The organism is Streptococcus macacae NCTC 11558 (genome assembly GCF_000187995.2).
GTDB lineage: Bacteria > Bacillota > Bacilli > Lactobacillales > Streptococcaceae > Streptococcus > Streptococcus macacae.
In genome coordinates this window covers 49,673-68,065 of record NZ_AEUW02000001.1, presented here as the reverse complement: position 1 = coordinate 68,065, position 18,393 = coordinate 49,673, and the positions used below count along the sequence as shown (strand labels likewise).

Sequence of the window (18,393 nt, the reverse complement as noted above, 5' to 3'; positions counted from 1 at the left end):
CTGTTTACATAAAATTTTGCGGCTCACAATCAATAATTAAGCGCAAACCTTTATTTTCTTTGTCCTGTGTTAAACCTAAAATATGATTCAAAACATTTTCCATATTTTCTTCAAAGCGGTATTTGACAATAATTTGGTAATGATAAAGATTATGAGTACGAGCTATAGGCTTTGGTGTAGGTCCTAATATCTTAATTTTATTTGTCAGGCCCTCTTTTAATAAGTGCATGATTTCATAAGACTTTTTAACGGCTACTTGCTCTTCTTTATGCGACAGTGTCAGCCCTACTGTGAAATAATAAGGAGGATAGGATAGACTCTTGCGAATTTTCATTTCATACTGATAAAAGGCTTCATAGTCTTGCGCTTTCGCCAATTGTATGGCGTAATGATCAGGATTATAGGTTTGAATGAGGACTTCTCCAGGTTTATCGGCACGGCCAGCACGGCCAGCTACCTGCGTCAACAGCTGAAAAGTGCGCTCACTGGAGCGAAAATCCGGTAAATTAAGAGCAGTATCGGCATTTAAAACTCCTACTAAGGTCACATTAGGAAAATCAAGTCCCTTAGCTATCATTTGAGTTCCCAATAAGATATCTGCTTCCTGCTTTTCAAATGTCGTTAACAGTTTTTCATGAGCTCCTTTTTTCCGCGTAGTATCCACATCCATCCTGATAAGACGCGCTTCTGGAATAACCTGCAGCAACTCATCATATGCCTTTTGCGTACCAGTTCCATAATAACGAATCTTGTTATTGCCACAGTTTGGACAATGAAGAGGTATCTTCTTGTAAAAGCCACAGTAATGGCAATTCATAGTCTTTGTATCCATATGCAGCGTCAAAGAAATATCACAATTGGGGCAGTTATCAACATACCCGCAGTCACGGCACATAATAAAACTAGAATAGCCGCGACGGTTCAGCATCAAAACGACCTGTTCTTTTTTGGCTAGACGCTCCTTGATTTTATCAATCAGAAAAGGAGTTAGGTTACTCACTTCCTGCTGACCAATATAATCACGAAAATCTATTATTTCAACTTTTGGAGTCTGTGCTAAAGGATTAGCTCTTTGAGTAAGGCGCAAAAGCTGATAAACATGCCGATCAGCTCTAGCTCTGCTTTCAATGCTTGGTGTTGCACTTCCTAAAACTAAAACAGCCTGATGGTACTTTGCCCGCAGCAAAGCAACATCCCGTGCGTGATAACGCGGATTAGACTCTTGCTTATAAGTAGCTTCGTGTTCTTCATCAATGATGATAGCCCCAATATTTTCTAAAGGGGAAAATATTGCCGAGCGGGCTCCTACTACAACTTTTGCTTGTTTTGATTTTATCTTGCGCCATTCATCATATTTTTCTCCATCAGATAAGCCCGAATGCATAATCGCCACTTGACTTCCAAAACGAGAAATAAAGCGATTCGTCATTTGTGGTGTTAAAGATATCTCTGGGACTAAAACGATGGCTGTTTTTCCCATTTTTAAAGTCCGATCAATAATATGGAGATAAACTTCAGTTTTCCCGCTGCCAGTAATCCCTTCTAGTAAATAAGGAGTCTTGGCCGATCCGATATCAGCTGCAATGCGCTCTACAGCTGTCCTTTGTTCTTCATTCAAATCTAAAAAATAGGATTGCGAAATCTTCTCAAAATGGCCGGAGCTTCTATTAACAGCCTGCTCAGTAATTTTAAGAACATTTTCGTCAATAAAATATCTAACCACATCTCTTGAAAACAAATGGTAAAGCTCTGATAAAAGCCGAGGCTGAGAATGCTCTAATAGATAAGTTTTAAGCTCTTGACGTTTTTTGGCACGCTTGCTAATTTCTAAGTCTGCCAGATTGAGGTGATTGATTTCATAATATTTTTGAGTTTTGATATTCTTTCGATCTTTTGCAACATAGTCTACTGTAATCTTTCCAGCCTGAGCCAAGTGTAAGCTTCTGAGCTGCTCTTCTTTGGCCAAATGTGAAAAATAAATCTTCTTTTTACCAGCAAAAAGAAGCTCTCCTTCCTCCTGAGAGAGAGTTGGAGCTGGCTTCAAAAGACGATCATAACTGGAATTTAAAAGACTGGGAACCATTGATTTTAAAATTGAAATTTTATAAGAAAAAACAGTTTTTCGCATTTGATCCGCTAAAAACAGCTGCTCCTGATTTAGGACGGGTTCAGCATCCAAGACCTCTTTGATCAATTTTAAACCTTGATCCTTTTCTTCTAGTATTTCCATAACAAAGCCTTGCAAAAGGCGGTTGCTTTTCCCAAAAGGAACATGCACTCGTGAACCTTCCGCAATGACTTCTTGCAGATTTTCGGGAATTTTATAAGAAAAAGGCTTATCTGTCTGCATTAATGGTATGTCAACAATAACCTTAGCAATCTTGGCCATATTTCTACCTCAATATTAAAAATCTAAGATTGACAGCAACCTTAGATTTTTTCTCCTTCTACTTCTTTTTCTTTTGCGATCTGTTCTTTAATTTTACGCTCTTCTTCTTCCTTTGCTAACCGCTCGGCTTCAGCACGAGCCAAAACTGCTGCACGTTTAGCATTGGGATCAGGATGAATGACAACATTGCCTGAATTGATTTCTTCAAGTGCCTGAAGAGTCGGCTTAACAGACTTAAATTCTTGAGTAGGCTCTGCACCAGATTCAAGCTCATGAGCACGTTTAGCTTGTAAAATAACAAGTGAATATTTTGATGGTATCTTATCCAGCAAAGTATCAATGGAAGGTCTTAACATCATAATTTTTATCTCTTTTCTAATTTATCTACAAAGTTCTTCTTTGATCATCTTATCATAGCGGCCAATGACACGCTCCACTCGAAAATGTTCTGTTGCGATGATAGCCTTAACGCGCTCGGCTGCTAATGGTACTTCATCATTTACTACAGCATAGTCATATTCACGCATCAAAGTAATTTCTTCTTTGGCACGTTCAATCCGCTGCTCAATAACTTCTTGACTATCTGTACCTCGCCCAATAAGCCGGTCTTTTAGCTCAGCCAAATCCGGAGGAGTTAGAAAAATAAAGACACCGTCTGGAACTTTTTGCTTGACCTGCAGAGCTCCTTGAACTTCTATTTCAAGAAAAACATCAATTCCCTTATCAAGTGTTTCATTGACATAGGTTAGCGGTGTGCCGTAGTAATTGCCAACATACTCAGCATACTCCAGCATTTGACCTTGCCGAATGAGTTCCTCAAATTCCTGACGTGTCCGAAAAAAATAGTCAACACCATCAACTTCACCCGGCCTTTGAGGACGTGTCGTCATTGAAACGGAATACTCAAATTTATGATCGGGCGTTGAAAAAATTTGCTGCCTGACTGTTCCCTTACCGACACCAGAAGGACCTGAAAAAACGATTAACAAACCACGCTCAGCCATTTTTTGCTCCTTAAAGTTTCTGCTCTTAGTTTATCAAAAAGACTGTTTATTAGCAAGTTATTTTTACCAATCCTCAAAAGACTTCTGATAACGATTTAACTGCAAAAAGACTGATATCAATGCCTTTGCATTTACCTTAAAAGGATAAAGAGCTTTACTTTAAAGAATAGAAAAAAAGCAGTCTTTCAAGCAAAAAAGAGAGGAAATCTTTTCCTACTCCTTATCACAAATTATTTAGCATAATCAACAGCACGCAATTCACGAATAACCGTGACTTTGATATTTCCTGGATAATCCAAATTACTTTCAATCTTCTTGCGTACTTGATGGGCTAAAATCGTTACATCAGCATCAGACAGCTTTTCTGGCTGAACCATAATACGAATTTCCCGTCCTGCTTGAAGAGCATAGCTAGTTTGTACCCCATCAAAACCTGTTGCAATTTCTTCTAAATCACGCAATCGCTTGATGTAGTTTTCCATAGACTCATTACGGGCACCTGGACGAGCTGAACTAAGCGCATCGGCTGCAGCAACTAAGACAGCAATAACCGATTCAGGTTCAACATCACCATGATGACTGGCAATAGTATTGATAACAACTGGGTTCTCTTTGTACTTGCGGGCAAATTCAACACCAATTTCAACATGGCTGCCTTCAACTTCACGATCAATAGCCTTCCCCATATCATGAAGAAAACCAGCACGACGGGCAAGATCAACATTCTCGCCTAATTCACTGGCAAGAAGTCCTGCCAATTTCCCAACTTCAACAGAATGACGAAGGACATTTTGGCCGTAAGAAGTACGGAATTGCAGACGTCCCATCAGCTTAATAAGATCTGGGTGAAGATTGGGCGCACCAATTTCAAAAGCAGCTGCTTCCCCGTATTCACGGATACGATTATCCATCTCCAGCCGATACTTCTCAACAAGTTCTTCAATACGGGCAGGGTGAATACGGCCATCTTGAATAAGAGCCTCCAAAGTCATTCGTGCAATTTCACGGCGAATAGGGTCAAAACCTGATAAAACAACTACTTCTGGTGTATCATCAATGATTATATCTATGCCCGTTAAACTTTCCAAAGCGCGAATATTGCGGCCTTCACGCCCAATAATACGCCCTTTCATACTGTCATCTGGCAGCTGTACAGTCGTTATTGTCTGTTCTGTAACATAATCTCCAGCCAAACGCTGCATCGCTTGAGCCAGCACATTTTTAGCTGTTTTATCAACTCTATCCTTAACTTCCCGATCAGCTTCTTTAATACGATTAGCAATATCATACGATAAATTCTTTTCAGTCTCAGAAAGTATGATATCACGCGCCTGTTCTTGACTTAAGGCTGCTACTTTTTCGAGTTCCTCAGTCTTTTTAACTTCCAGTTGTTCGACTTGTAGCTCACGCTCATCAATATGTCTAGATTTATCGGATAGACTTTGTTCTTTACTATCAAGTAATTGTTCTTTGCTACTTAAATTTTCGTCTTTGCGATCAAGAGTTGTTGCACGTTCTGTTAATCGTGCCTCCATTTGTTTGAGTTCTTGTCTCTCAGACTTAAATTCTTTTTCAATCTCTTCTCGATATTTTCTAGCCTCTTCTTTAGCTTCTATAAGTATTTCCTTTTTATAGGCTTTACTTTCACGTTCAGCTGTTTCTTTGATATGTTCGGCATCTGTTTCAGCTTTACTTCGAACATTAACAGCATCTTGTTCTGCGTTTAAAAGAGTTAGTTCTGCAGTTTCTTTAGCTTTCTTTAAGCGTGCCGAAATAACTGCATAACCAATAACCAAACCAATGAGGGAGAAAACAAGTGCTAAAAGAATATTTAACATGCTTTTACCTCAATCTTTATTAGATTTCAATTAAAAATCCAAATTATAGTTTATCATAAATTATCATTTTCTACAATCCAAAATTTAAGAGCAGCATCTTATAAATTATGTTATGATTAATGAAAAAATAAAAGGAGTTTACCTATGACAAAAGAAGTTATTGTTGAGAGTTTTGAAATGGATCATACCATTGTAAAAGCTCCCTATGTTCGCCTAATTTCAGAAGATTTTGGTCCAAAAGGGGATGTTATCAGCAATTATGATATTCGTCTAGTACAGCCTAATGCTGATGCTATCCCAACTGCAGGACTTCATACAATTGAACATTTACTAGCAAAACTTATTCGTGAGCGTCTTGATGGCATGATTGACTGCTCACCGTTTGGCTGCCGTACAGGTTTTCATCTCATTATGTGGGGAAAACATACAACTACTGATATTGCTAAGGCCATTAAATCAAGCTTAGAAGAAATTGCCACGGCTATTTCCTGGGAGGATGTCCCTGGAACAACTATTGAATCTTGCGGTAACTATAAGGATCACAGTTTGTTTTCTGCCCAAGAATGGGCAAAACTTATTCTCAAGCAGGGATTATCTGATAATCCTTACGAACGCCATCTTGTTTAGACCCATAAAAATCAAAAACAGCAATAGACAGTGGGACATTTTCCTTATACTTGATTCTTTTATTTTAGCTTTAAACTCCCAGTTTATGAAGAAAGCTTAAGTAAAACGAATAAGCCAATGGACTGTCTGGCTGCTGCTCATTCATTTATAGCTATAACTAAAGATAAGAGGTTGGGACAATAAGTCCCAACCTCATTTTTAGTGATTAATAATCTAATTTATCAGAATGCCCAGAAGCATTTCCAACAAAATAGCCTGTTTTACAGTTAATTGTAAATAAATAGGTACCATCAGGTTTGTACATGTTATAATAGCCATTTCCGTTGATAATATTGACTTTTTCCAAGATATAATTATTTCCTGTAATATAACCGCGGCTTTGCGAAATAGAAACAATTTTTTCTAAAATTCCCGGATTAAATGTCCAAGCTGGATTAGAAGTGTCAGCTATTTTAGCATTATCAAAAGGAACACGGCTGCGATTGCGCTGGAGTTTTGAAGTTTGATAATTAGAAATGCCATAGCCAGAAGACCCAGAAGCAGATGAACTGCCATTATTAGGAGATTGCGGAGCAGCAGGTGCTGCTTGCGTCTTATTACCATTAGCCGATGATCCTGAGTTGTTGGAAGAGCCTGAATTAGCCGTTGAATTTCCTGAGGACTCTGCATTATTATTCTTTTTAGCTGCCGCAGATTTAGCTGAGTCATTAGCTGTTTTTTTAGATTTCAGTTGCTTACGTCCATCTGCAATAACTGATTTTAAAAGAGTATCTAAAGTAGCATTTCCAGTATTTAATGTTTTATCTGAAATATCATCAAAGTTAGCATTGTCTTTGATCGTAACAGCTTTCTTTTGCCCATCAACAACAGCATTTTCCTTAAATTTACCATTAACAGCATTGATAGCAGCGATTTGCCGCTGTAAACTATCATACTTCTTTTTAGCTTCATCATGATATTTGCTTCCCTTTAAACTGGTCAACATCTTTTCAAGTTTAGGAAGATTAGCAAATTGATTATTTTTTAATTTGGTTCTTTTACTGTCAATAAAAAAAGCTGTGTAAGATTTTTCAAAGGCTTTCCTAGAGTCCGCTATAGAATTCGTTTTGTCATTATTATCTGATGTTGAAGAAGTAGTTGTTTTAGCTGTTTTTGTTTCCTGATGTGTTAATCTATAAACTCCATAAGCTGCTCCGCCAGCTAAAAGCAGCAGAATAATCAAAGAAGTAATAATAACCTTTTTCTTTTTATAAAAAGGTTTCTCTTCCTCATCCTCTTTGAAGTCATCAAAATCATCATCATCTTCTTCATATTGAGGAATTAAACTATCTGACCAATGTTTTTCTTCTCCATCAGATTGATTGTTCTCATCAGATAAGGCCACATCCTCAAATTCAGCTTTTTTCCAAATTTCTTGATTTGGAGAAACTGCCGGTGCAATGAGAGTATCCTCAAGATTATCTTCATCTTTTGCTTCAGCAGCCTCAGCTTCCTCGCGGACAGTTTCTTCATCTGCTTCTTTAATTGGTTCAATTAAGCCGGTGTCTTCCAATTCTTTTCGCTGCTGTTTAATGAAATTATCCAACGTACTAGTATCGATATTTTGAAAGTCTTCACTGTTCGTTTCAAATTTTCGCGAAGCAACCTCATCCCGATGCTGTTTAATATAACGATCAAGAACACCATCTTCTTCTGTGATGCCGGCTTTTAGTTCACCATCCTTACGAACAGCTTCGCCAACCGTCATCTCTTTGGCATCTTGAAAGTCAAGATTATCATTATTTTCATTTTCTAATGGATTTTTATCCTCTTTTGACACGAATTTTTTCACCTTTCTATTTATCTTCACGTTTAACACGCTGACCATAAAACTGATAAAGATCAACCCTTAAAGTCCCATTATAAAGTTTGCGTTTCTTATCAGCCTGTCTATTAAATTTTTTCTCAAACGTTTCATCACTTGTTAAAATAAATTGGCTCCATGTTTTTAACGGTGCAAAAGCCTTACCCATTTCATTATACAAAATGTCAATCGCTTTGTCATCAAGCAATCTCTCACCATAAGGTGGATTTGAAATAATAACCCCATTGATTTTATCTGTTTTAAAGTCTTGAAAGCGCATTTGTTTCAATTTGATAACATCTTCAAGACCTGCTGCCCTTACATTATTTTTGGCAATTTCGATCACTCGGCCATCAATATCAAAGCCCAAAATATCCAGTTCAAGATCAGTTACTTGGCTCTTTGCTTCCGAACGAACTTTGTTCATAACGGCTTGATCAACCCAAGGCCATTTTTCAAAAGCAAAATGGCGATTAGTTCCTGGTGCTATATTTTTACCAATCATAGCAGCTTCTATACAAAAAGTTCCTGAACCACAGGTTGGATCCACAAAAGGCTTGTCTGGAAACCAGTTGCTCAGCAAAATAATAGCAGCGGCCATATTTTCTTTAAGCGGTGCCCCGCCTTTGTCTATACGATAACCACGCTTAAACAGACTTGGACCTGTTGTATCCAGCATAATCCTTGCTCTGTCTTTTAAAATGGAAACTTCTATTTTGAACTCAGGACCATTCTCAAGTAAAGGAACATTTTGAGGCCTATGAAAATGTTTTTGCAATTTTTTGACAATAGCTTTTTTGGTAATTGCCTGTATACTGGGTTCATTATGCAATTTAGATTTAACGGACTTAGCTTTAGCAATAGGAAATTGACAGCCTAAGGGTAAGTAATTTCCCCAGTCAAGCGCTAAAACACCCTGAAAAAGCTCTTCAAAAGTTTTGGCAGAAAATTCTCCAACTAAAATTTTAATACGATCTGCTGCACGCAGCCAAAGATTCGTTTTGGCTATTATTTCCACATCGCCTTGAAAAAGAACCCTGCCGTTTTCAAGGCGGCAATCAATCCCTAATCCTTTTATTTCTTTGCCGACGACAGCTTCAACTCCTGCTGCTGTCGTAGCTATTAAATCAAACATTTTTTTCATAAAAGTCCTCACTAAACAAACAATAAAAGCTAGCAAAAGCTAGCTCACCTATTATGCAATTTTCTATAAGCCATGTTTTGTTCCAAAGATAACTAGGTATTATCTTCTTTGATAATCATCTGTCTACTGCTTTGCAGTCAGAAAAGACTGTTCTTCTTCCAGCTTTTCCGTGCCCCTACCAAAGTTTGGGTTGCTAGCTTGAGGGGTTTACCGCGTTCCACTTTTTATGTTTCCATAAAAACTACGTCACTGTGGCACTTTCAGGATGACTCTCACATATCATAAGACTTAGTGATTTTATCCGCCGTAATGTGTTAACCACATCCTTAGGCTTATTTTTTCGCCTAACACAAACACTACCGGCATCACAGCCAGTGCTAGCATGGACTTTCCTCATGGTCACCAATAACCACGCGATTATCCAAAAATTGCACTGTTACACTATTTCATTATTCTGAAATTTGCTTTCCAAACACTTCTTTTTCTAAGCGGCTGATACGTTTAAGAATGTCAAAGTTTGTAGCAGCTGAAGCTGCTACATGAGTGGAATCTACTGATGGCGTTACTGTAGAAGCCGTTTTAGCTGCTTCAGGACGCTGCTTTAATTTTTTGATTTCTTCTTTTAGACGTGTATTTTCTGAACGCAATTCTTCAACAGCTGCAATATATGTTTCATAGTCTTTGATAACATCATCAAGAAATTCATCAACTTCCTTGCGGTTGAAGCCTCTCACGCTTACCTTAAAATCTTGTTCAAAAATTTCTTTAGGGGTATAAATAATATTTGCCATCTTTTTTCTCCAAACATATCATTCTTTATTAAAAGCAGCTAAAAGCGACTCTATCAGGTGCAATTATACAGAAAAAGAAAGTAAAAAGCAAGTATTTAATTTTAGAAATTATCATCAAAATCCTGAATGATTTCATTTAATCTTTCAAAGGTTAACCTTGTCACGAAATACCCTTCTTTAGCTGATATCAGGCTGGAAAAGTAGCTGAGATTTGTTTTCATTTCTTCATCGTAAAAGACATAAGCACCGTCTGTGTTATCCAGCAAGAAGTGATGATAGCTTTTTAATTGATTTGGATTTTGATATTTTTTATACGTATAAGTGACAAAATCCGTTTGTTTAAATTGCCTTAATTTTTCTTGATTGCTCTCATTCCACTTTTGGCCATGAGTCTCAAAAGGAAAAATCGTTGCCAGCTGAATATTGTATTCCTTTTTCAATTGAACAGCTACTTCTAATGCCCAATATTCAAATCCCAAATTTCCCATAAAAACGAACCAGTCTGCTCCTTCTTCAATGAACCGTATCAAGTCCTTTTTTATGACCTGTTTGAGGACAGCAATTTTGGGATCCTTATCTTGAAAAATTCCTAATTCAAAACTTTTGTAACCTGTTATAAGAATTGTTGTCATAATTTGTTATCCTTCTTATTTTTATGGTATAATAGTAGTGCTTTATGTTATGATTATTTATTGATAAAGTCAGGAGAACTATGGTCAACTATCCTCATCACATAATTCGTAAACAAAGCCAACCCGCACAAGCAGTTAAAACAACAAACTTTGCCAATCGCGGTATGTCCTTTGAAGCAGCAATAAATGCAACAAATAGTTTTTATTTAGCACGTCAGATTGCTGTTATTCATAAAAAACCAACCCCAGTTCAAATCGTTAAAGTCGACTATCCAAAGCGCAGTCGTGCAAAAATTGTTGAAGCCTATTTTAGACAGGCTTCAACAACAGATTATTCTGGAGTTTATAAAGGGCACTACATTGATTTCGAAGCAAAGGAAACCAGACATAAAACATCTATTCCTATGAAAAATTTTCATGCACATCAGATTGAACATATGTCACAAGTTTTAAAGCAAAAGGGAATCTGCTTTGTCTTACTGCATTTCTCTGCGCTTAAGGAGACCTATCTTCTCCCTGCTTCCCATCTTATTCGTTTTTATCGCATTGATAATGGAGGGAAGTCTATGCCAATAGATTATATCAAAAAAAATGGTTACAGTGTGAGGGAGTCAGTCTTTCCGCAAATTCCTTATTTAGATATTGTGGATAAAAACATTTTAGGCGGTGATTAAAATCAAATTCGATAAAATAAAATTTAAAAAACCAGATTTCAATTTTAAAGACCTTAAGTTTGATAAAACGTTTTGGTTAAAACTACTTAAATATACAGCTGGCTTTCTGCTTAGTGCTATTATTTTGATCATTATTATAGGCGGACTTATGTTTACTTATTATGTTAGCACTGCGCCTAAATTGTCAGAAGCTAAACTAAAGGCAACCAATTCAAGTTTAGTCTATGATAGCAACAATAAGTTAATTGCTGATCTGGGAGCAGAAAAACGCGAAAGTATCTCATCTGATAAAATTCCGATTAATTTAGTTAATTCAATCACTTCCATTGAAGACCACCGTTTTTTCAAACATCGCGGAGTGGATATTTATCGGATTTTCGGAGCTGTGTGGAATAATTTACGCAGAAGCTCTACACAGGGTGGATCTACACTTGACCAGCAGTTGATTAAGTTGGCTTATTTTTCAACCAAGGAGTCCGACCAAACTTTAAAACGTAAAGCGCAGGAAGTTTGGCTTTCTCTTCAAATGGAAAGAAAATACAGTAAAGATGAGATCTTAACTTTCTACATCAACAAGGTCTATATGGGCAACGGAAACTATGGGATGCGGACAGCCGCTAAATCCTATTATGGTAAAGACTTAAAAAATCTTTCTATCCCGCAATTAGCTATGCTGGCTGGTATTCCTCAGGCACCAACTCAGTATGATCCTTATGCACACCCTAAGGCAGCAACAAGCAGACGCAATACTGTGCTTTCTGAAATGTACAAGCACAAAAAGATTACTCAAAGTGAATACAAAGCTGCTGTTGCAACACCTATCAGCGATGGCCTTCAAGAATTGAAACGTACCTCAAGTTATCCAAAATATATGGATAATTATCTCAAACAGGTTATTTCAGAAGTTAAGAAACGTACTGGCCAAGATATCTTTTCAGCTGGTATGAAGGTCTATACAAATGTTAACTCTGATGCGCAGCAATATCTTTGGAATATTTACAATACCGATCAGTATGTTTCTTATCCTGATGACAACTTCCAGGTTGCTTCAACCGTTATGGATGTTACAAATGGGAAAGTTATCGCCCAATTAGGCGGAAGAAAGCAAAATACTAATGTTTCCTTTGGTACGAACCAAGCTGTTCAAACTGACCGTGACTGGGGTTCAACAATGAAGCCTATTTCAGCTTACGGACCAGCTTTAGACAGCGAAGCCTTTACGACAACAGGTCAGATGCTTAATGACTCTGTTTACTATTATCCAGGTTCAACAACCCAGGTTTATGACTGGGATCACCGCTACAATGGCTGGATGTCCATTCAAACAGCTATTCAGCAATCGCGTAATGTCCCTGCTGTTCGGGCACTTGATGCAGCAGGCCTAGATACAGCTAAAAACTTCCTTAGCGGGCTTGGAATTAATTATCCTGAAATGATGTATTCTAATGCCATTTCGAGCAATACTAGCAGTTCTGATCAAAAATATGGTGCCAGCAGTGAAAAAATGGCTGCAGCCTACTCTGCATTTTCAAACGGCGGTACTTATTATGAACCTCAGTATGTTAACAAAATTGAATTTAAGGATGGTACTTCTGAAAATTATGATGCCAAAGGCAGTCGTGCTATGAAAGAAACTACTGCCTACATGATGACAGATATGCTGAAAACAGTTTTAACATATGGTACGGGTACTGAAGCTGCTATCTCTGGAATTTATCAAGCAGGTAAAACTGGGACGTCAAATTATGATGATAGTGAATTAAGTGAAATGTCTCAAAAATTAGGCATAAATCCTTATGGACTAGGAACTATTGCACCTGATGAAAACTTTGTCGGCTATACTCCCCAATATTCCATGGCAGTCTGGACAGGTTACAAAAACCGCCTCATGCCAGTCTATGGGGAAGGACTAAAAGTTGCCGCACGAGTCTACCGGACAATGATGTCTTATCTGACTAGTTCTGGCAACTCTGACTGGACAATGCCTGATGGCTTATATCGCAGCGGCGGCTATCTCTATCTCAACGGCTCTAGTGGTTCAAACAGCCGATATGGTACCCCGCCGGCAACATCTGCTGCTTCGTCTGCTTCATCAAGTGACAGCAGTAATAATAATGATGACCAAAATAATGATGATAATAAACAGTCTAGTGAATCTTCTAATGATAATACTGAAGCATCTAGCAATGCTTCAAGTGCCACTACAAATCCTTAAAAAGAGAAGGTTGGGAAACAAACAATCCCAACTTTTTCTATTTGCTTGAATTGCCGTTTTTACATAAAAGAAGCTTGGGATAACATAATCCCAAGCTTCTTTCCTTATTTGTATTAGCTGTACTCTTTATTTTCATGCTTAAAGCTATACCATACTTGCTGCCGAAATACAGTCCCAAATCAAATATAGTGCTGCTTCAAATTCTGTTTTAGTCAGCTAAAGCTCCCATAGGATCCCAAGGGGACAATACGTTTGGTTCAGCTTCATATGCTGCGCGCTCTTTAGGAGTGAGCAGATCTTTACGAACAACAATTTGATAGCTATATTCATCCATCCAACTGTCAGAAGCTACAAAATAACCCTTACTTCCAACTTTTTCACCCCATGAATTTTCCACTTTCCATTGAATTGGCTGCCCCTTATCATCTAGATCTACTCCTGCTAGAACCATGGCATGGGTCATCAGGCTTTCACCATAATCTAAGCGTCCTGCCTTATCTTGTGAAAAAGTAATATCGACACCCGACTTAAAATCATAAAGACCAGTTGCCATAACGCCTGTTTGGCGATTACTTGACTGACCAACATCTGAGCCAAACCAAACTGTTTCACCTGCCTTCAGCTGAGAAAGGGCCAGTTCTTTAAACCGTTTTATATCTACATTAAGATAGCGCACAGCAGGGCTTCCAACAACATTGCCGAGCAATTCAACAGTATAAGATTGACCGTAAGGTTTATCTGAAGTTGGAGCATTGATAATAGAAACATAATCTGATAGCTTAAGGCCAACATATTTTTCATAAAAATCTTGAGGGGTAATGTTTCTTTCTGCTCGATAATTATTTTCTTTATCCCTATAAGCAAAATCAAACTGCCGCGGCGGCAACCCCAGATTTACCGCTAGAAAGTTGAAAATTTCCTGTAGCAATTCTTCTTTTTTAAGTTTGATAGCTTCATCTGATTCCTTTTGTGCCATACTGTCTCTAAGAATCTGAGCATCTTGGCGCAGTAATTTATTTAAATACTGATTCAATTCGCGACTGTTGCTGGAGGAAACAGATTCTGGATAGACTGATTTGGGAACAACACCATACTTCTCAAAAAGAGAAACAACCATATCCCACTGTCCGCCATCTTGCTGAGGCGTATCTAACAAGAACTGTACTTTGCGGCTTGTTAACTCTTGATCAGCAGTTGCTATTATTTGCTCCAAAAACCAATTGGATTTTTCATATTTATCCCAAAAGAAAGTATGAGCTTGGGATAGTTCAAATTCTTCTAATTTAAAATCACTGATTAACTTATGGCGAAAGGTATTTAAGGCTGCAAACATCCAACAGCGTCCTGAAGCCTTTTGATTAGATACTTTATCCTTGGTTAAATCAATCGAAAAAGCAAAATTATTAGCAGCTGATTTCTGCCGGCTTTCTAGAGATTTCAAAAGACCATTGTGAGTAACAGCATTTTCAACAGCCCTAAATTTTGTACTGGCTTCAAATTCAGCATATAGCTTATCTGTAAAATCTTGATTTATTTCACCTGTCATCATTTTTCTCCTGCTATTTTATTTTTTCAATTATACCAACTATTTCCAAAAATTATCAAAAATAGAAATTGGCAGGTGGCGTTTATGTTCTGTCTTTTTCCACCAGCTTTCAATTTTTCTCTGAGCTTCTGAGGAAATCTGTTTCCCTTCTAAATAATCATCAATATCATGATAAGTCACGCCAAGTGCTGCTTCATCGGAAATCCCTGGTTTATCTTCTTCAAGGTCAGCTGTTGGTACTTTTTCATAAATTTCTTTATCTGCTCCTAATTCCACTAAAAGCTGTTTTCCTTGCCGTTTATTCAGCCGATAGAGGGGTAAGATATCAGCTCCCCCGTCACCAAACTTCGTAAAGAAGCCTGTTATATTTTCAGCAGCATGGTCGGTTCCGATAACTGCTCCGCTATTTTCCCCAGCAACAGCATACTGTGTAATCATACGCTGGCGAGCCTTGATATTACCCTTGTTAAAATCAGAAACCTTCACACCGGCTTTGGCTAAAGCAGCAACTTCACTGTCAACGGCTGATTTGATATTAACAGCAAAGCTGATATCTGGTTTAATAAAATCCAGCGCACGTTGTGCATCTGCTTCGTCAGTTTGTACTCCATATGGCAGCCGAATCGCAATAAACTGATAATCTAAATCACCTGTTTCTTGACGGAGCTCTTCAATCGCTATCTGTGCTAAACGTCCTGCTAAACTAGAGTCCTGTCCTCCCGAAATTCCTAGGACATAGGTTTTCATAAAGTCATGCTTTTTCAGATAAGTTTTTAAAAAGTCAACAGATTTTTGAATTTCCTCTTTTGGATTAATCTTTGGTTTAACCCCTAATTGGCTAATGATTTCCTCTTGCAAACTCATTTCACTTCTCCTTTTTGGTAGGCTTCCTTGCGAATACGGTCAATCAGATTCATCTTATTATCCCAAACGTCCTTGGCCAAATCAACTGGATAAGACTGAGGATTGAGAAGACGTTTGTATTCATCCCATAATTTATCAAATTCTTTACGTGCATAGTCTTTAATCTCTTTGAGATTAGGTAGCTGATAAACTAATTGTCCCTTTTCAAAGATAGGAACAAGAAGCGGCACAGCATCAAAATTTCTGACATCTTTGTTGATATAAGTATAAGTCGGATGGAACATGTGAATTTCATCTAATTGATTGACATCTATATCAGTAAAAGTGATATAATCCCCTTCTGACTTGCCTTTTGCACGGCTGGTAATCCGCCAAACCTGTTTTTTTCCAGGTGTCGAAACTTTTTCGGCATTATTGGATAATTTAATAGTATCCTGCATAATCCCTTGATCGTTTTCAATAGAGACAATCTTATAAACAGCACCTAAAGCCGGCTGATCATAAGCTGTGATCAATTTGGTTCCTACACCCCAAACGTCAATCTTAGCCTTTTGCATTTTTAAATTCAAAATAGTATTTTCATCTAGATCATTGGAGGCATAGATCTTAGCATCTGAGAAACCAGCTTCATCAAGCTGTTTTCTAACTTTTTTAGAAAGGTAAGCCATGTCTCCTGAATCAATACGAACGCCTAGAAAATTGATTTTATCTCCTAGCTCTTTAGCCACACGAATAGCAGCAGGCACTCCTAAACGCAAAGTGTCATAAGTATCAACGAGAAAAACACAGTCTTTATGAGTTGCTGCATAAGCTTTAAAGGCAGCATAATCATTTCCATAAGTTTGAACAAGAGAATGGGCATGAGTTCCAGAGACCGAGATATTAAATATTTTACCAGCGCGTACATTACTTGTGGCATCAGCACCACCAATAACTGCTGCTCGCGTCCCCCAAATAGCAGCATCCATTTCCTGAGCACGGCGCGTTCCAAATTCTAAAAGAGGTTCTTCTTCAATAACAGATCTGATTCTAGCAGCCTTTGTTGCAATCAGCGTTTGAAAATTAACAATATTCAAAAGAGCCGTTTCCACTAACTGACACTGTCCTAAGGGACCTTCTACTTGCATAATAGGTTCATTGGCAAAAACTAAGTCCCCTTCTTTAGCCGAGCGAATAGTTAATTCTAACTTTAACTCACCAAGATAATTTAAAAAGGTTTCGGGATAGCCTAAACTTCGCAGATAAGCTAGATCTGTTTTTGAAAAAGTTAAATCTTCTAAATAACGAACAATCCGCTCCAACCCTGCAAAAACAGCATAGCCGTTTTTAAAGGGTTCTTCCCTAAAATAAATTTCAAAAACAGCTTTTTTATTATGGATACCTTGATCAAAATAAACCTGCATCATATTAATCTGATACAAATCTGTATGTAAGGTTAAACTGTCATCAGAATACATTATGCTTCTCCTTTAGTTTCATTGCTATCATTATACCACAATTTTTTACCCTCAAATTTATACAAAAGGGAAGAAAGCAAAAGTCATGATTTCCTGCATTTAACGCTTCACTGCCTTTCTGCAACTTGAGCAAATGTTTCCCGTTCAGACAGCCAGTTATCTAAAAATAGGAGCCATCGTCATCCTTATAAAAATCTGCCAGCTAGTCACAAGGATATATAAAGCCAGCTCACAAAATAAATGAAGGAGTGAGACAAAAATCGGTCAGACCAAGTCTTCGATTTTCAGCAAGTCCCAGTTTCTAGTTGCTGACCTCAAACAAGACTTTAGCTTCAATCTGAAACAGTGCAGCAGAAATTCTCTCAACCTATATGTCTTGCAAAGCTCAAAAAAATTAAACGAGGCTAAGGACTTTTGTCCCAGCCTCCCTTTAACTTTCAAAAATTATTAACAATATAGTGATAAGCCGCCTGGGCTGCAACAGCACCATCACCAACAGCTGTTGTAATTTGACGAAGGTCTTTTTGCCTTACGTCACCAATAGCAAATATGCCGGCCTTTTGCGTTTGCATCTTTTCATCTGTTGGAATCCAGCCTTCTGCATCTGTAATGCCTAGATCTGCCACCATAGCAGAAACAGGATCTAGTCCAACATAGATAAAAATACCTCCAAAAGGCTGAGTGCTAACTTGGCCTGTTTTAACATTTTCAATAGAAACGCTTGTTACTTTTGTGTCATTTCCCTTAATTTCTTTAACAACTGAATCCCAAATAAATTCGATCTTGTCATTAGCAAAGGCGCGTTCCTGAAGTAATTTTTGAGCCCGCAGTTCATCACGGCGATGGATGATCGTTACTTTATTGGCAAATCTGGTTAAAAATAAGGCTTCCTCAACAGCCGAATCTCCCCCGCCTACAACAAGCAGATCTTGGCCACGGAAAAAAGCACCGTCACAAACTGCACAATAAGAAACACCACGGCTAGTATAGGTATCTTCTCCAGCAACTGTAAGCAGACGGTGCTTGGCTCCTGTTGCCACAATAACCGTTTTGGACTCATAAATGTCATCATCTGTGATCACTTTTTTGACAGAGCCGTGATCTTCCACAGCTGTTACAATGCCGTAAAGATTTTCAACACCAAATTTTTCCAAGGGCTCATACATCTTCATTGAAAGTTCAGGCCCTGAAATCAATTCATAGCCTGGATAATTTTCTATATCTGATGTGTTATTCATTTGTCCGCCTGGGGCGCCTTGTTCTAAGACAGCAACTTTTAAATTGCCTCTAGCAGCATAGAGAGCTGCAGTCATCCCAGCTGGTCCAGAACCAATAATGATAATATCATACATTGCTTTATTCTCCTCTT

General features: G+C 38.0%; 15 protein-coding genes and 1 other RNA gene. 3 read left to right on the top strand and 13 right to left on the bottom strand.

Going from position 1 to position 18,393, the window contains the following annotated elements; genetic code table 11:
* Positions 1-4: 4 nt before the first annotated feature.
* The 4 genes from STRMA_RS00330 to STRMA_RS00315 form a co-directional block, all read right to left on the bottom strand.
* Entirely contained in the window at positions 5-2,389 is a 2,385-nt protein-coding gene (locus STRMA_RS00330; RefSeq protein ID WP_003078586.1) for a primosomal protein N', read from the bottom strand.
* Between the two features lie 41 nt (positions 2,390-2,430).
* Entirely contained in the window at positions 2,431-2,748 is a 318-nt protein-coding gene (rpoZ, locus tag STRMA_RS00325; RefSeq protein ID WP_003080897.1) for a DNA-directed RNA polymerase subunit omega, read from the bottom strand.
* A 21-nt stretch (positions 2,749-2,769) separates the two neighbouring features.
* Positions 2,770-3,393, bottom strand: a complete 624-nt coding sequence (gmk, locus tag STRMA_RS00320) for a guanylate kinase (protein WP_003079877.1) — start codon at positions 3,391-3,393, stop codon at positions 2,770-2,772.
* Positions 3,394-3,623: 230 nt separating this feature from the next.
* Complete coding sequence (locus tag STRMA_RS00315) at positions 3,624-5,231, bottom strand: ribonuclease Y (protein ID WP_003081512.1); 1,608 nt, start codon at positions 5,229-5,231, stop codon at positions 3,624-3,626.
* 144 nt (positions 5,232-5,375) lie between these two features.
* On the opposite strand from STRMA_RS00315, the gene STRMA_RS00310 reads away from it, so the two are divergent.
* The gene (locus STRMA_RS00310; RefSeq protein ID WP_003080350.1) at positions 5,376-5,858 is read left to right on the top strand and encodes an S-ribosylhomocysteine lyase; all 483 of its coding nucleotides are present in this window, start codon (positions 5,376-5,378) and stop codon (positions 5,856-5,858) included.
* A 205-nt stretch (positions 5,859-6,063) separates the two neighbouring features.
* Here STRMA_RS00310 and STRMA_RS00305 read toward each other — a convergent pair whose 3' ends face one another.
* The 5 genes from STRMA_RS00305 to STRMA_RS00290 form a co-directional block, all read right to left on the bottom strand.
* Positions 6,064-7,677 (bottom strand): cell division site-positioning protein MapZ family protein, encoded by a 1,614-nt coding sequence (locus tag STRMA_RS00305; RefSeq protein ID WP_003080384.1) that lies wholly within the window; start codon positions 7,675-7,677, stop codon positions 6,064-6,066.
* A 16-nt stretch (positions 7,678-7,693) separates the two neighbouring features.
* Complete coding sequence (locus STRMA_RS00300; protein ID WP_040841412.1) at positions 7,694-8,845, bottom strand: THUMP domain-containing class I SAM-dependent RNA methyltransferase; 1,152 nt, start codon at positions 8,843-8,845, stop codon at positions 7,694-7,696.
* Positions 8,846-8,906: 61 nt separating this feature from the next.
* An RNA gene (rnpB, locus tag STRMA_RS09395) (RNase P RNA component class B) lies at positions 8,907-9,274 on the bottom strand.
* A 20-nt stretch (positions 9,275-9,294) separates the two neighbouring features.
* Entirely contained in the window at positions 9,295-9,636 is a 342-nt protein-coding gene (gene gpsB, locus STRMA_RS00295) for a cell division regulator GpsB (RefSeq protein WP_003079218.1), read from the bottom strand.
* Positions 9,637-9,737: 101 nt separating this feature from the next.
* On the bottom strand, positions 9,738-10,268 hold the full coding sequence (locus STRMA_RS00290; RefSeq protein ID WP_003080958.1) for an SLOG family protein: 531 nt from the start codon (positions 10,266-10,268) through the stop codon (positions 9,738-9,740).
* 80 nt (positions 10,269-10,348) lie between these two features.
* On the opposite strand from STRMA_RS00290, the gene recU reads away from it, so the two are divergent.
* A complete protein-coding gene (recU, locus tag STRMA_RS00285; RefSeq protein ID WP_003081901.1) occupies positions 10,349-10,942 on the top strand; it encodes a Holliday junction resolvase RecU in 594 nt (197 codons plus the stop codon).
* Positions 10,938-13,157, top strand: coding sequence for a penicillin-binding protein PBP1A (pbp1a, locus tag STRMA_RS00280; protein ID WP_459541131.1), 2,220 nt, complete (start codon positions 10,938-10,940; stop codon positions 13,155-13,157). The genes recU and pbp1a overlap by 5 nt, the downstream gene beginning before the upstream one ends.
* 208 nt (positions 13,158-13,365) lie before the next feature.
* On the opposite strand, the gene pepC is transcribed toward pbp1a, so the two are convergent.
* The 4 genes from pepC to trxB all read right to left on the bottom strand — a co-directional run bounded on the left by pepC (position 13,366) and on the right by trxB (position 18,376).
* The gene (gene pepC, locus STRMA_RS00275; protein WP_003082366.1) at positions 13,366-14,703 is read right to left on the bottom strand and encodes an aminopeptidase C; all 1,338 of its coding nucleotides are present in this window, start codon (positions 14,701-14,703) and stop codon (positions 13,366-13,368) included.
* Between the two features lie 39 nt (positions 14,704-14,742).
* Positions 14,743-15,567 (bottom strand): ammonia-dependent NAD(+) synthetase, encoded by an 825-nt coding sequence (nadE, locus tag STRMA_RS00270; RefSeq protein ID WP_003080050.1) that lies wholly within the window; start codon positions 15,565-15,567, stop codon positions 14,743-14,745.
* Positions 15,564-17,024 (bottom strand): nicotinate phosphoribosyltransferase, encoded by a 1,461-nt coding sequence (locus STRMA_RS00265; protein WP_003080905.1) that lies wholly within the window; start codon positions 17,022-17,024, stop codon positions 15,564-15,566. Before STRMA_RS00265 ends, nadE begins: the two co-directional genes overlap by 4 nt.
* Before the next feature lie 437 nt (positions 17,025-17,461).
* The gene (gene trxB / locus STRMA_RS00260) at positions 17,462-18,376 is read right to left on the bottom strand and encodes a thioredoxin-disulfide reductase (RefSeq protein WP_003078749.1); all 915 of its coding nucleotides are present in this window, start codon (positions 18,374-18,376) and stop codon (positions 17,462-17,464) included.
* Positions 18,377-18,393: the final 17 nt, after the last annotated feature.